Below are 13,486 nucleotides of genomic sequence, written 5' to 3'. Positions count from 1 at the left end.
CGCGGGCGCCTGGAGAGGTCTCGGAGACTTCAACAGTACCGAGTCAACGGTAATGGCGCGTACGTCCGCCGCAGACAGCTCGACCCGGGCCGAAGGTCGGCCCGGGTCGGAAAGCTGTTTCGAAGGTGGTCGGCCGCGTCAGCCGAAGATCCAGAGGCTCATCTTGGAGAAGCCGTAGTCCAGGCCGGCCACGAAGGCCATCACGACCACGACGAACACGACCACGACGGTGGTGTAGTTGGTGAGCTCGCTCCGGGTGGGCCAGACGACCTTGCGCAGTTCGGCGATGATCTGGCGGTAGAACAGCCCCATACGGGCGAACAGGCCCTTCTTGGCCCGCTTGCCGGACTTCTTGTCGCCGGAGCGGTTGGCCCGCTTGCGGTCGCGGCGCGAGAGCGCCTTCTCCTCGCCCTCGGCAGGCGTGGTCTCGGCAGCGCCGTCGGCACCCTCGGGGTTGCCGCTCTCAGGCGTTGCGGTGGAGCCCGTGGTCTCCGTCACTCGTCCTCACCTGAATCCGGGTCCTGCCGAATCCGTCGCCGCGCACCCGATGGAGCGCGACCGGCCGGCTTAGCGGTGCTGATCGGTGCCATCTCCGCATCAAGCCCGCTCGCTCTGTGGAGCGAACGGGCTGACAACGGATCAAGCAGCAGGGCAAGAGGGACTCGAACCCCCAACCGCCGGTTTTGGAGACCGGTGCTCTACCAATTGAGCTATTGCCCTACGGTGCCTCGCGGCTCCGGTGGCGACCAACCTACCGCATCTCTCCCCGCTGTCTGCACAGACGGTGAAAGCTCCGGTCTTTTTCGGCGGGCCGTCGAGGAGCGAGTGTACGTGGTCGAGGGGTGTTTGGTCGAACCTCTTCTTCCGGGAGGACCGATCGCCCGGCGGATGTCCGGTCCGACGGGGCGCCCGCCGACGGATCGTCGGGCGCCGCGATGCGGACGGAGCCGTACGGATACTGGAACCTCGATGCCCGGTCCGTCCCGGTTCTGCGACGATGCAGGCATGAGCGCTTCCACCCCGCAGCCCGACCAGTCCATTCGCCCCGCCGACCGCCGGGTCTCCGCCCGGATCGGCGCGATCGCCGAGTCCGCGACCCTCGCCGTGGACGCCAAGGCCAAGGCCCTCAAGGCCGCCGGCCGCCCGGTCATCGGCTTCGGTGCCGGCGAGCCCGACTTCCCGACGCCGGACTACATCGTCGAGGCGGCCGTCGAGGCCTGCCGCGACCCGAAGAACCACCGGTACACGCCGGCGGGTGGCCTGCCCGAGCTGAAGGCCGCGATCGCCGCCAAGACGCTGCGCGACTCCGGCTACGAGGTGGACGCCTCCCAGGTACTGGTCACCAACGGCGGCAAGCAGGCGATCTACGAGGCCTTCGCGGCGATCCTGGACCCGGGCGACGAGGTCATCATCCCGGCCCCGTACTGGACCACCTACCCCGAGTCGGTCCAGCTGGCCGGCGGTGTCCCGGTGGAGGTCGTGTCCGACGAGACCACCGGCTACAAGGTCTCGGTCGAGCAGCTGGAGGCCGCCCGCACCGAGAACACCAAGGTGGTGCTGTTCGTCTCGCCGTCCAACCCGACCGGCGCGGTGTACACCGAGGCCGAGGCCGAGGCGATCGGCCGCTGGGCGCTGGAGCACGGCCTGTGGGTGCTCACCGACGAGATCTACGAGCACCTGGTGTACGGCGACGCCACCTTCACCTCGCTGCCGGCCCTGCTGCCCGAGCTGGCCGACAAGTGCGTCGTCGTCAACGGTGTCGCCAAGACCTACGCGATGACCGGCTGGCGGGTGGGCTGGGTGATTGGCCCCAAGGACGTCATCAAGGCCGCGACCAACCTGCAGTCGCACGCCACCTCGAACGTCTCCAACGTCGCGCAGCGCGCCGCCCTGGCCGCCGTCGCCGGCGACCTGGACGCCGTCGCCGAGATGCGCACCGCCTTCGACCGCCGCCGCAAGACGATCGTGCGGATGCTCAACGAGATCGAGGGCGTCTACTGCCCCGAGCCCGAGGGCGCCTTCTACGTCTACCCGTCGGTGAAGGGCCTGCTGGGCAAGGAGATCCGCGGCACGCGCCCGCAGACCTCCGGCGAGCTGGCGACCCTGATCCTGGACGAGGCCGAGGTCGCGGTCGTCCCCGGCGAGGCCTTCGGCACCCCCGGCTACCTGCGGCTCTCCTACGCGCTCGGCGACGCCGACCTGGCCGAGGGTGTCAGCCGGATCCAGAAGCTGCTCGGCGAGGCCCGCGACTGACGTCGGCCCGACATTCGGGATTCACCCGGTACACCGCCCTCTTTCACCCCTTCGGGGGAGGGAAAGAGGGCGGTTCCCGTTTGGGGGTCCCATACGGCAGTATCGGTGAATGGAACGCCTGTTGAACCCGCGAGACGTCAGGGGCCTCCCGAAGGCCCACCTGCACCTGCACTTCACCGGCTCGATGCGCCCCGCCACGCTGCTGGAGCTGGCCGACAAGCACGGCGTCCGGCTGCCGGAGGCGCTCAGCTCCGGTGAGCCGCCGAAACTGCGGGCCACCGACGAGCGCGGCTGGTTCCGCTTCCAGCGCCTCTACGACACCGCCCGCTCGGTGCTGCGGGACGAGGCGGACATCCGCCGGCTGGTCCTGGAGACCGCGCAGGACGAGCGGCAGGACGGCTCCCGCTGGCTGGAGATCCAGGTCGACCCGACCTCGTACGCGCCCCGGCTGGGCGGACTGATCCCCGCGCTGGAGCTGATCCTGGACGCGGTGGAGAACGCCGCCCGGGCCACCGGGGTGGGCATCCGGGTGCTGGTCGCGGCCAACCGGATGAAGTCCCCGATGGACGCCCGGACGCTGGCCCGGCTGGCCGTCCGCTACGCCGACCACGGGGTGGTCGGCTTCGGCCTCTCCAACGACGAGCGCCGCGGCTTCGCCCGGGACTTCGACCGGGCCTTCGCGATCGCCCGCAACGGCGGCCTGCTGGCCGCCCCGCACGGCGGCGAGCTGGCCGGCCCGGAGTCCGTCCGGGACTGCCTGGACGACCTGGACGCCGGCCGGATCGGCCACGGCGTGCGGGCCGCCGAGGACCCCCGGCTGATGGAGCGGCTGGCGGCCCGGCAGATCACCTGCGAGGTGTGCCCGTCCTCCAACGTCTCGCTCGGCGTCTACGAGAGCCCCGAGGAGGTCCCGCTGCGCAAGCTCTTCGACGCCGGGGTGCCGCTGGCGCTGGGCGCGGACGACCCGCTGCTGTTCGGCAGCCGGCTGGCCGACCAGTACGACCTGGCCCGGGACGTCCTGGGCTTCGGCGACGCCGAACTCGCCGAGCTGGCACGGCAGTCGGTGCGCGGCTCGGTCGCCCCGGAGGCCGTCCGCAAGGAGCTGCTGGCGGACATCGACGCCTGGCTGGCGAACGGGCACGCCCCCGCGGACGCGCCCGCCACCGCCGCCGCGACCTCGACCTCGACCTCGACCGCCTAGAGCGCGACGCCCACCATCACCGGCTCGTTCACCAGCTCCACCCCGAAGGCCTCGCGGACCCCGTCCCGGATCTCCCGGGCCAGGGCCAGCAGGTCCTCGGCGGTGGCCGAGCCGCGGTTGGTGAGCGCCAGGGTGTGCTTGGTGGAGAGGGTCGCCGGGCCGCTGCCGTAGCCCTTGCCGAAGCCCGCCTTGTCGATCAGCCAGGCCGCAGAGGTCTTGGTGCAGCCCTCCGGGGCCGGGTAGGCGGGGGCGTTCTCGGCGCCCGGGCGGGTGCGGAAGGACTCGTACTGCGCGGCCGTGAGCACCGGGTTGGTGAAGAAGGAGCCCGCCGACCAGGTGTCGTGGTCCGCCGGGTCCAGCACCATGCCCTTGCCGGCCCGCAGCTTCAGCACCGCCTCGAACGCCTCGGCCAGCGGCACCCGCTCGTCCTGCCCGACGCCGAAGTGCTTGGCCACCTCGGCGTACTTGACCGGGCTGGAGAGCCCGGCGTGGTCCGCCAGGGCGAACCGGACCCGCAGCACCACGTAGCGGTCCGGCTCGGCCTTGAACCGGCTGTGCCGGTAGGAGAACGCGCACTCGGCGTTCGAAAGCGTGACCGCCTCGCCGGTGGCGCGGTCGTACGCGACCACCTCGGTGATCGTCTGGGCGACCTCCTGGCCGTACGCGCCGACGTTCTGCACCGGGGTGGCGCCGGCCGAGCCGGGGATGCCGGCCAGGAACTCGATGCCGGCCAGGCCGTGCTCGCACACCGCCCGGGCGACCGCCTCCGACCACACCTCGCCGGCGGCCAGCTCCAGCACGGCGCCGTCCAGGACGAAGCCGGTGGTGGCGATCCGCAGCACGGTGCCGGAGAAGCCGGCGTCGCCGATCACCAGGTTGGAGCCGCCACCGAGGACCAGCAGCGGCTCGCCCGCCGCGTCGGCCTCGCGGACGGCGGCGATCACCTCGTCGTCGGTGTGGGCCGTCACCAGGCGGCGGGCCGGGCCGCCGAGCCGGAGCGTGGTCAGCGGGGCGAGGGGGGCGTCGTTTTCTACCAGCACGCCCACCAGCGTACGGGGGGAAAGCGGGCAGTTAATCGCCCGCTCACCTCCGGCCGCCCTTCCGCCGCACCGGCTCAGGCGCGGGCGGCCTCGGCCCGGTCCGCCACCGGCTGCCCGGTGGCAGCCGCAGCCGGGGCTGCGGACTTGCGCCGGCGCGGGATGAGCACCGCGGCGAGTGCTCCGGCCGCGACGGCCGCCGCGCCGACGTAGAGCGCGGGCACCAGCCCGTCCGCGAAGGCCTGCGCCGACTGGTAGCCGCCCTGCGCCGAGAACACGGCCGAGAGCACGGCGACCCCGAGCGCCCCGCCGACCTCGCGCAGCGCGTTGTTGGCGCCGGAGGCGATCCCCTGCTCCTGCGGCCGGACGCCGGCCATCACCAGTTGGGCGGTCGGGCCGAAGTAGAGGGACATGCCGATCCCGCAGATCACGATGGCGGGGACCTGCGTGAGGTAGTCGTACCCGGTGCTCCCGTCGACGACCAGGGCGAACAGCCCCAGGCCGGCGGCCTGGAGCGCCAGCCCGGCGGCCACGATCGGCCGGCCGCCGATCCGGTCGGAGACGATGCCCGCGATCGGCGAGATCAGCAACGGCATCGCGGTCCACGGCAGCATCCGGATGCCGGCCTCCTGCGGGCTGTAGTGGCCGACCCCCTGGAGGTACTGGCTGATCAGGAAGATCGAGCCGAACATCCCGAGGTACATCAGCAGGCTGGCGGCGTTGACGGCGGAGAAGGCGCGGCTGCGGAAGAGCCGCATCGGCAGCATCGGGTGGGCGGCCACGCGCTGCTCGTACCAGACGAAGGCGGCGAGCAGCACGGCGCCGCCGATCAGGGAGCCGAGGACCAGCGGGCTGGTCCAGCCGTCCGGGTTGCCGCGGATCAGGCCGAGCACCACTCCGAACATCCCGAGGCTGACCAGCACGGTGCCGGGCACGTCCAGGGCCCGGTCCGCGCCCCGGCTCTCGCCGAGCCGGAGGAAGGCCAGCGGCAGCAGGACGAGTCCGACCGGGACGTTCACCCAGAAGATCCACTGCCAGGAGAAGTGCTCGGTCAGCGAGCCGCCGATCAGCGGTCCGGCGGCGACGGCGAGGCCGCTGACGCCCGACCAGATGCCGAAGGCCAGCCCCCGCTTGGCCTCGGGCACGGCGGCGGTGAGCAGGGTGAGGGTGAGCGGCATCATCACCGCGGCGCCGACGCCCTGGACCGCCCGGGCGGCGATCAGCTCGCCGATCTCCGGGGAGAGCGCGGCCCCGGCGGAGCCGGCGGTGAAGATCGCCAGGCCGATCAGGAACATCCTGCGGCGGCCGAAGCGGTCGCCGAGGGCGGCGCCGAACATCAGCAGCACGGCGAAGCTCAGGGTGTAGGCGCTGACCGTCCATTCGAGGTCGGACAGCCCGCCGCCGAGTTCCTCGCGGATCGACGGCAGTGCGGTGGTGACCACCAGGTTGTCCAGGGCGGCCATGAAGCTGGCCGCGCTGACGATCACCAGGGTCCAGATCGCGGTCCTGCCGAGGGCCGGTTTCTCCGTCATGACTTCCCCCAGGTTTCTCTAGGTTTCCCTAGGTAGTTATTGATCAATAACTTTCATGCCCCGAAAAGAGGCCGCACGGACACCGCCGTGCGACCCGCCTACTCGGCCCCTTCGCACCCGTCGAGGCCGGTCCACATCCGGTGGTCCGGCGGGTAGCCCAGCGCCACCAGCGTGTTGATCAGCATCCCGTGGGCGAAGAACCGCGTGGCGTCCTTCATGTCGCCGCCGATCCGGATCCTGACGCGATCGAACAGGCCCTCCCACAGCCGCCGGGCGCTCTCCCCGATCTCCTCCTCGCCGGCCGCCCGGGCCGCGGACACCGAGACGTAGAGCTGCATCTGCATCATGAGCTGGTCACGGTCCTCGACCAGGCCCATGTACGCCTCGGACATCGCCTCGGCGGCCGCCTCGCCGGTCAGGCCGGCCGAGGCCTCGTCGAAGACGCGCCAGGTCTCCTCGACGCAGCGCTCGGCGGCCGCCTCGAAGATGGCCTGCTTGCCGGGGAACAGCCGGAACAGGTACGGCTGGGAGACGCCCACCCGGCGGGCGATCGCCTCGGTGGAGGTGCCCCGGTAGCCACCCCGGGCGAACTCGATCACCGCGGCACGGACGACGCTCTCGCGCCGCTCCTCCGCGCTCATCCGCATGCTCGACCTCGCCATGAGTCTCAAGTTAGTGGCCAATCACTATCTACGCAAGGCCCGCGACCGCGACCGGGATTCCGCCGTACGGCCCCGGTCACGGCCAGGTCGGTTGATCGGCCGACCAGTCGAGCCGATCATTCGGGCCGGCCCGGTCGGCCGGCCCGTCGACCCCGCCGGTCTCAGCCGAGCCGGACGATCGCCCGGGACATCCCGAGGACCTTCTGCCCGCCCGTGGTCGCCAGCAGGTCGACCTGCACCCTGCGGTCGTCCAACTTCTTGGCGACCTTGGCCGAGACCTCGATCACCGCCCCGACCCCGTCGTTCGGCACCGGCACCGGACGGGTGAACCGCACGCCGTACTCGACCACCGCGGCCGGGTCGCCGACCCAGTCGGTGACCACCCGGATCGCCTCGGCCATGGTGAACATGCCGTGCGCGATGACATCGGGCAGGCCGACCTCCAGGGCGAACTTCTCGTTCCAGTGGATCGGGTTGAAGTCACCCGAGGCGCCCGCGTAGCGCACCAGTGTGGCGCGGGTCACCGGGAAGGACTGGGCCGGCAGCTCGGTGCCGACCTCGACCTCGTCGTAGCTGATCGCCATCGCGTTCACTCCCCCGCCTCGTCGGCGGCCCGGGCCACCAGGGTCATGACCGCCGTCAGCACGTGCTCGCCGGTCCCGTCCAGCACCTCGCCACGCACGGTGAGCACGTCGTTGCCCGCCAGCGACTTGATGTTGTCGATGGTCACAACGACCGAGAGCCGGTCGCCGGCCCGCACCGGGCGGGTGTAGGCGAACTTCTGGTCGCCGTGCACGACCCGGTTGAAGTCCAGGCCCAGCTCCGGATCCCCGACCACCTGGCCGGCCGCACTGTAGGTGACCACGAACGGGAAGGTCGGCGGGGCGATCACGTCCGGGTGGCCCAGTGCCTTCGCCGCCTCCGCGTCGGTGTACGCCGGGTTGGCGTCGCCGATCGCGATCGCGAACTCGCGGATCTTCTCCCGGCCGACCTCGTACGGCTCGGTGGGCGGGTAACTCCGCCCGATGAAGGAGGGGTCGAGCGCCATGGCAGCTCCTCGGAACGCGGATGGATACGAAGCGGTCGGATACGAAAATGACTCCGGGCCACACCCCCCATGAGGGATGCGGCCCGGAGTCGAGACCTGATTCACACAGGCCCGATGCCCTACAACGAGGTCAGCGGGTCTCGCGGTGCGCGGTGTGCGAGTTGCAGCGGGGGCAGTGCTTCTTCATCTCAAGACGGTCCGGGTCGTTACGCCGGTTCTTCTTGGTGATGTAGTTCCGCTCCTTGCACTCCACGCAGGCCAGCGTGATCTTCGGGCGGACATCGGTGGCAGCCACGGGAGTGCCTTCCTTGGACAACGAATAAGAACACGACAAGAGTAGCCGACCGGGAGTGCGATCTCCCGACCGACTACGCGGGGTAGCGGTGACCGGACTTGAACCGGTGACACAGCGATTATGAGCCGCTTGCTCTACCAACTGAGCTACACCGCCACAGTGATCCGCAGCACAGCCGAAACTGACCGCTTCTCACCAGAGCCCCCATGCGGAATCGAACCGCAGACCTTCTCCTTACCATGGAGACGCTCTACCGACTGAGCTATAGGGGCGAACGAGGAAGAGATTACACGTTTCGCGCCCGGAGGTGAAATCCGTATCCCGCGGCGAAGACCGCAGGTGGGCGAGGTGCACGGACGAGCGATCCAAGGTCGGGCGTTCGATCGGCCGGTGAGGAGTGCGGCCCGACCCGATACGACTATTGCCCGCCTCCCGGCTCCCCGCCCCTGCGCGCCATAGGCTCGACGCTCATTGATCGGAATCGACTGGCCGACCGTACGGGCCGGCGCGAGAAGGAGCCGGCGATGGACAGCGCAGCCGCCGACGGGCCACACCACGGGCCCGGCCCGGCGGCCAACCCGCTCGGGCACGGCCCGGTCCTGCTGCTCACCGGCGCCCGACTGGCCGACGGGCGAGTGGTGGACGTCCGGATCAGCGGCGACCGGATCCAGGCCGTCGGCACCGTCGGCAGCCTCGGCCCGCTGCCCGCCCTGCCCGGCGCGCCCACCGTGACCACCGGCGCCCGGATCGACCTCAAGGGCTACCTGCTACTCCCGGCCCCCGCCGAGGCGCACGCCCACTACGACATGGCCTTCTCCGCCGCCCTGCCCACCCCGCCGCCGGACACCCCGGCCGACCTCACCCGCCGGGTCACCGAGGCCGCGCTCACCTCGCTCGGCTACGGCGCCACCGCCCAGCGCACCCACGTCCGGATCGGCGACGTGCACGGGCTGCGCCCGCTGGAGGCGGTGCTCACCGCCCGGCAGGCCCTGCGCGGGCTCGCCGACCTCCAGGCGGTCGCGATGCCCCGGCTGCTCACCGGCCGGGCCGGCGCGGACGGCCGGGCGCAGCTGTGCGAGGCGCTCAAACTGGGCGCCACGGCGGCTGGCGGCTGCCCGGAGCTGGACCCGGACCCGGCCGGGTACGTGCAGCTGCTGCTGGAGGCCGCCCGGGAGGCGGACTGCCCGGTGGACCTGCACACCACCGCCGCCGACGCGGCCCAACTCGCCCGGCTGGCGGGCGCCCTGGCGCCGCTGCGGCCGCGGGTGACGCTCGGGCCATGCGGCGCGCTGCCCCACGGCGCGTCGACGGTGCTGGCGACCAGCGGGGTGCGGGTGGTCTGCCTGCCGCAGAACGGCGGCTGCACCGGCCTGGAGGGCCGGGCGGCGGGCCTGCGGCCGGGCCTGCTGCGGGAGTTGACGGCGGCCCGGGTGCCGCTGGCGGCGGGCAGCGGGGCACTGCGCGACCCGTCCAACCCGGTCGGCCGGGCGGATCCGCTGGAGGCGGCGTACCTGCTGGCGGCGGGCGGGGAGTTGGAGCCGGAGGCGGCGTACGACGCGGTGGCGAACCAGGCCCGGGCGGCGCTCGGGCTGCCGCCGGTCCGGGTGGACGCCGGGTTCCCCGCGGAGCTGCTGGCGGTGCGCGGGGACAGCCTGGCCGGGGCGCTGGCGGGCGGGCACAGCCGACTGGTGGTGCACAGCGGCCGGGTGGTCAGCCGGACCAGCGCGGTACGGGAGTTCGCGGACACCGTGGCGCTGGCGCTGCCCCGGCAGTCCGGGAGCACGGAGGACTGAGGGGCGGCCGGGGCCGGGGCTCGGGGCGACCGGCTCCGAGGGCGGCCTGACCCGCAAAAGGGGCGCGCGACGGTTTGTCGCGCGCCCCTCCCCCACCTACCGGCCGTCCTTCGACGGCGGCGTGAGCGGCCCCTGGCCTCCCCCACACGGAGCAGGTCCCGCTCGCCTCGGCACCGACGCTACGCCCACGGAGCACCACCGCCGACCGGCCTTGACGCCCCCCTGTCGCCCCGCGGCCCGCTCTTGACGCCCCGTTGACACCCGGACGGCGGAACGGGCGCGCTACGGCACGTACCGGTACCCGATCCCCGGCTCGGTGAGCAGGTGCCGCGGCCGGGCCGGGTCGCGCTCCAGCTTGCGGCGCAGCCCGGCCAGGTAGACCCGCAGGTAGTTGCCGCGCCCCTCCTGGGCCGGGCCCCACACCTCGCGCAGGATCTGCCGTCCGGGCACCAGCCGGCCGGGGCTGGCGAGCAGCAGGGTGAGGATCCGCCACTCGGTCGGGGTGAGCCGCACCGGGCCGTTCGGGCCGTTCACCGCGGTGGCCGCGAGGTCCACGGTGTGGTCGCCGATCACCGGCCGGGCCGGCGGGACACCGCCCAGCGGACGGCGCAGCACCGCGCGCAGCCGGGCCAGCAGTTCGTCCATCAGGAACGGCTTGGTGAGGTAGTCGTCGGCGCCCGCGTCGAGGGCCCCGACCTTGTCGGCGGCGTCGCTGCGGCCGGAGAGCACGATGATCGGCATCGCGCTGTGGGTGCGCAGGCCGCGCAGCACGTCCATCCCGTCGAGGTCGGGCAGGCCGAGGTCGAGCAGGACGGCGTCCGGGAGCGAGTGGGCGGCGCGGTCGAGCGCCTCGCCGCCGCTGGCGGCGGTGCGGACGGCGTACTGCCGGGCGCTCAGGTTGATCCGTAAGGTGCGCAGCAGGGCCGGTTCGTCGTCGACGACCAGAATCTCACTCATACGGTGGCTCCTCCCCAGGGGCGACGGGCTCGGTGGCGACGGGCTCGGTGGCGACGGGCTCGGTGGCGACGGGCTCGGTGGCGTGCGCAGTGGCGGGATACGCGGTGGCGGCGGGCTCGGTGGCGTGCGCGGTGGCGGGGTGCGCGGTGGCGGCGGGCAGGGTGAGCAGCATGGTGGTGCCGCCGCCGGGGGTGTCCTCGACCTCCAGGCTGCCGCCCATGGCCTCGGCGAGGCCGCGGGAGAGAGCAAGCCCCAGGCCGACGCCGGTGGTGTTGTCGGTGTCGCCGAGGCGCTGGAAGGGCAGGAAGACCCGGTCGCGGTCCTCGGGGGCGATGCCGGGGCCGCGGTCGATCACCCGGAGCTCGACCTGGTCGGCGTGGTGGCTGGCGGTGACCAGGACGGGCGCGCCGGGGGCGTTGTACCGCAGCGCGTTGGTGATCACGTTGGCGAGCACGCGTTCCAGCAGCGGCGGGTCGGCGAGCACCGCCGGGGCCGTGTCCAGGTCCAGCGGCTGGACCGGCGCGTACGGATCGGGGAGGCTGTCGAGCGCCCGGGGCAGGATCTCGTCCAGGTGGGTCTCGGTGAGGTGCAGGGTGAGCGCGCCGGCCTGGAGGCGGCTCATGTCGAGCAGGTTGTCGACCAGCCGGGTGAGCTTGACCAGGGACTCGTCCGCGGTGGCGAGGAGTTCGGCCTGGTCCTCGGGCGAGAACTCGACGTCGGGGCTGCGCAGCGAGCCGACCGAGGCCAGGGCGGCGGCGAGCGGGGTGCGCAGGTCGTGGCTGACGGCGGCGAGCAGGGCGGTGCGCATCCGGTCGGCGGCCTTGATGGGTTCAACCTCGGCGGCAACCACGGCGAGCCGGTCGCGTTCCAGGGCGGCGGCGACGTGGGCGGCGAAGGCGGTGAGCACGCGCTGGTCGGCGGCGGGCAGCCGGCGGCCGGTGAGCACCAGGACGGCGTCCGCGCCGACCGGGACCTCGGTGGTCTCCTGCGGGCCGTCGTCGTCCTGGTGCTCTCCCGCGCAGTGCGCGAGCACCTCGCCGTCGGCCCGGGAGAGTAGGGCGACCGCCCGCATGCCGAAGGCCGTCCGGGACTTCTCCAGCAGGGCGGGCAGCGCGTCGGCGCCGCGCAGCACGCTGCCGGCCAGGGTGGAGAGGGTCTCGGCCTCGGCGGTGGCGCGGGCGGCCCTGCTGGTGAGCCGGCCGGCGTGGTCGACCACGGTGGAGACGGTGAGCGCGATGGCGGCGAAGACCACCAGGGAGACGATGTTGTTGGTCTCGCCGATGGTCAGGCTGTGGATCGGCGGGATGAAGTAGTAGTTCAGCAGGACCGAGGCGATCAGCGCGGCCACCAGGGCGGACATAGCGCCGCCGAGCAGGGCGACGGTGACCACGCCGAGCTGGAAGATCAGCGCGTCGGTGGTGAGGTTGATCCGGCCGTCGGCCTGGGAGAGCACGGCGGTGAGCAGCCAGGGCAGTACGAAGCCCGCCACGTAGCCGACCAGGGTGCGGCGCCGGGAGTGGCGGCGGCCGAGCGCGGGCAGTCGGCCGCGGCCGGTGAACTCGTGGGTGACCATGTGGACGTCGATGTCCTCGGAGGCGTCCACGGTGGTCTGCCCGGTGCCGGGGCCGGTCAGGAAGCGGTTGATCCGGCCGCGGCGGCTGGTGCCGAGTACCAGCTGGGTGGCGTCGTGGGCGCGGGCGAAGGCGAGCAGCGCGGTGGGGACGTCGTCGCCGACGACCACGTGGTAGCTGCCGCCGAGGGTCTCCACCAGCTGCCGCTGCTGGGCGAGCGCGCCGGAGGAGGCGCCGGCCAGGCCGTCGCTGCGGGAGACGTGGACGGCCAGCAGCTCGCCGCCGGCGGTGCGGTCGGCGATCCGGGCGGCGCGGCGGATCAGGGTCTCGCCCTCGGGGCCGCCGGTCAGCGCCACAACGACGCGTTCGCGGGTCTCCCAGACCCGGTCGATCCTGTGGCTGGCGCGGTAGTCGCGCAGGCCCTCGTCCACCCGCCCGGCGACCCACAGCAGGGCGAGTTCGCGCAGGGCGGTGAGGTTGCCGACCCGGAAGTAGTTGGAGAGCGCGGCGTCCACCTTCTCCGCCTTGTAGACGTTGCCGTGGGCCATCCGGCGGCGCAGCGCCTGCGGGGCCATGTCGACGAGTTCGATCTGGTCGGCCCGGCGGACCACCTCGTCCGGGACGGTCTCGCGCTGCGGAATGCCGGTGATCTTCTGGACGACGTCGTTCAGCGATTCCAGATGCTGGATGTTGACGGTGGTGATGACGTCGATCCCGGCGGCGAGTAGTTCCTCGACGTCCTGCCAGCGCTTGGCGTGCCGGCCGCCGGGGATGTTGGTGTGCGCCAGCTCGTCGACCAGGACGACGGACGGGCGGCGGGCGAGCGCGGCGTCGAGGTCCATCTCCTCGAACTCGGCCCCCCGGTAGGAGCGCTGGACCCGCGGCAGGATCTCCAGGCCCGCCAGCATGCCCTCGGTGTGACGCCGGCCGTGGCACTCGATGTAGCCGACCACGACGTCGGCCCCGCGCTCCTGTCTGCGCCGGGCCTCGTCCAGCATCCGGTAGGTCTTGCCGACCCCCGGCGCGGAGCCGAGGTACACCCTCAGCCGGCCGCCGCGGATGGCGGAGCCGGTGGTGAGGTCGCGGGCCATGGGCACTGCTCTTTCCGTCGAGGATCCGACAGTTGGGATGGTGCGG

Annotated in this window: 12 protein-coding genes and 3 tRNA genes; 3 read left to right on the top strand and 12 right to left on the bottom strand. The window is 72.7% G+C overall.

All coding sequences use genetic code 11. The features are described from left to right. Nucleotides 1-138: 138 nt before the first annotated feature. Nucleotides 139-498, bottom strand: coding sequence for a preprotein translocase subunit SecE (gene secE / locus ACZ52J_RS05700; protein WP_360494892.1), 360 nt, complete (start codon nucleotides 496-498; stop codon nucleotides 139-141). A 149-nt stretch (nucleotides 499-647) separates the two neighbouring features. Then, a tRNA-Trp gene (locus tag ACZ52J_RS05695) sits at nucleotides 648-720 on the bottom strand. Between the two features lie 285 nt (nucleotides 721-1,005). Here ACZ52J_RS05695 and ACZ52J_RS05690 point away from each other — a divergent pair. After that, nucleotides 1,006-2,253: a pyridoxal phosphate-dependent aminotransferase gene (locus ACZ52J_RS05690; protein WP_465616122.1), complete on the top strand. Its 1,248-nt coding sequence runs from the start codon at nucleotides 1,006-1,008 to the stop codon at nucleotides 2,251-2,253. 109 nt (nucleotides 2,254-2,362) lie between these two features. Further along, on the top strand, nucleotides 2,363-3,454 hold the full coding sequence (locus tag ACZ52J_RS05685; protein WP_465616120.1) for an adenosine deaminase: 1,092 nt from the start codon (nucleotides 2,363-2,365) through the stop codon (nucleotides 3,452-3,454). Here ACZ52J_RS05685 and ACZ52J_RS05680 read toward each other — a convergent pair. The 8 genes from ACZ52J_RS05680 to ACZ52J_RS05645 all read right to left on the bottom strand — a co-directional run bounded on the left by ACZ52J_RS05680 (nucleotide 3,451) and on the right by ACZ52J_RS05645 (nucleotide 8,300). After that, on the bottom strand, nucleotides 3,451-4,494 hold the full coding sequence (locus tag ACZ52J_RS05680) for a UDP-N-acetylmuramate dehydrogenase (protein WP_465616118.1): 1,044 nt from the start codon (nucleotides 4,492-4,494) through the stop codon (nucleotides 3,451-3,453). The genes ACZ52J_RS05685 and ACZ52J_RS05680 overlap by 4 nt on opposite strands. Nucleotides 4,495-4,568: 74 nt before the next feature. Next, a complete protein-coding gene (locus tag ACZ52J_RS05675; protein ID WP_465616116.1) occupies nucleotides 4,569-6,023 on the bottom strand; it encodes an MFS transporter in 1,455 nt (484 codons plus the stop codon). 98 nt (nucleotides 6,024-6,121) lie between these two features. Then, nucleotides 6,122-6,685, bottom strand: a complete 564-nt coding sequence (locus ACZ52J_RS05670; RefSeq protein WP_465616114.1) for a TetR/AcrR family transcriptional regulator — start codon at nucleotides 6,683-6,685, stop codon at nucleotides 6,122-6,124. 161 nt (nucleotides 6,686-6,846) lie between these two features. Beyond that, complete coding sequence (locus ACZ52J_RS05665) at nucleotides 6,847-7,269, bottom strand: MaoC family dehydratase (RefSeq protein ID WP_465616112.1); 423 nt, start codon at nucleotides 7,267-7,269, stop codon at nucleotides 6,847-6,849. A gap of 5 nt (nucleotides 7,270-7,274) precedes the next feature. Further along, a complete protein-coding gene (locus ACZ52J_RS05660) occupies nucleotides 7,275-7,733 on the bottom strand; it encodes an FAS1-like dehydratase domain-containing protein (protein ID WP_465616110.1) in 459 nt (152 codons plus the stop codon). 130 nt (nucleotides 7,734-7,863) lie between these two features. Then, entirely contained in the window at nucleotides 7,864-8,028 is a 165-nt protein-coding gene (gene rpmG, locus ACZ52J_RS05655; protein ID WP_006604855.1) for a 50S ribosomal protein L33, read from the bottom strand. A gap of 83 nt (nucleotides 8,029-8,111) precedes the next feature. Then, nucleotides 8,112-8,184, bottom strand: a tRNA-Met gene (locus ACZ52J_RS05650). 43 nt (nucleotides 8,185-8,227) lie between these two features. After that, nucleotides 8,228-8,300, bottom strand: a tRNA-Thr gene (locus ACZ52J_RS05645). A 252-nt stretch (nucleotides 8,301-8,552) separates the two neighbouring features. On the opposite strand from ACZ52J_RS05645, the gene ACZ52J_RS05640 reads away from it, so the two are divergent. Then, the gene (locus ACZ52J_RS05640) at nucleotides 8,553-9,821 is read left to right on the top strand and encodes an amidohydrolase family protein (RefSeq protein WP_465616108.1); all 1,269 of its coding nucleotides are present in this window, start codon (nucleotides 8,553-8,555) and stop codon (nucleotides 9,819-9,821) included. A gap of 282 nt (nucleotides 9,822-10,103) precedes the next feature. On the opposite strand, the gene ACZ52J_RS05635 is transcribed toward ACZ52J_RS05640, so the two are convergent. Beyond that, nucleotides 10,104-10,778, bottom strand: a complete 675-nt coding sequence (locus ACZ52J_RS05635; RefSeq protein WP_465616106.1) for a response regulator — start codon at nucleotides 10,776-10,778, stop codon at nucleotides 10,104-10,106. After that, the gene (locus tag ACZ52J_RS05630; RefSeq protein WP_465616104.1) at nucleotides 10,771-13,440 is read right to left on the bottom strand and encodes an ATP-binding protein; all 2,670 of its coding nucleotides are present in this window, start codon (nucleotides 13,438-13,440) and stop codon (nucleotides 10,771-10,773) included. The genes ACZ52J_RS05635 and ACZ52J_RS05630 overlap by 8 nt, the downstream gene beginning before the upstream one ends. Nucleotides 13,441-13,486: the final 46 nt, after the last annotated feature.

This window comes from Kitasatospora sp. NPDC034035, from assembly GCF_055575755.1.
This window is presented reverse-complemented; position numbering and strand designations above follow the sequence as displayed.

What these genes read in the sequence shown, in the direction of transcription:
- ACZ52J_RS05690 (WP_465616122.1), top strand. Translation starts at nt 1,006, where the DNA reads ATGAGCGCTTCCACCCCGCAGCCCGACCAGTCCATTCGCCCCGCCGAC.
- ACZ52J_RS05685 (WP_465616120.1), top strand. Translation starts at nt 2,363, where the DNA reads ATGGAACGCCTGTTGAACCCGCGAGACGTCAGGGGCCTCCCGAAGGCC.
- ACZ52J_RS05675 (WP_465616116.1), bottom strand. Translation starts at nt 6,023, where the DNA reads ATGACGGAGAAACCGGCCCTCGGCAGGACCGCGATCTGGACCCTGGTG.
- ACZ52J_RS05670 (WP_465616114.1), bottom strand. Translation starts at nt 6,685, where the DNA reads ATGGCGAGGTCGAGCATGCGGATGAGCGCGGAGGAGCGGCGCGAGAGC.
- ACZ52J_RS05665 (WP_465616112.1), bottom strand. Translation starts at nt 7,269, where the DNA reads ATGGCGATCAGCTACGACGAGGTCGAGGTCGGCACCGAGCTGCCGGCC.
- ACZ52J_RS05660 (WP_465616110.1), bottom strand. Translation starts at nt 7,733, where the DNA reads ATGGCGCTCGACCCCTCCTTCATCGGGCGGAGTTACCCGCCCACCGAG.
- ACZ52J_RS05640 (WP_465616108.1), top strand. Translation starts at nt 8,553, where the DNA reads ATGGACAGCGCAGCCGCCGACGGGCCACACCACGGGCCCGGCCCGGCG.
- ACZ52J_RS05635 (WP_465616106.1), bottom strand. Translation starts at nt 10,778, where the DNA reads ATGAGTGAGATTCTGGTCGTCGACGACGAACCGGCCCTGCTGCGCACC.
- ACZ52J_RS05630 (WP_465616104.1), bottom strand. Translation starts at nt 13,440, where the DNA reads ATGGCCCGCGACCTCACCACCGGCTCCGCCATCCGCGGCGGCCGGCTG.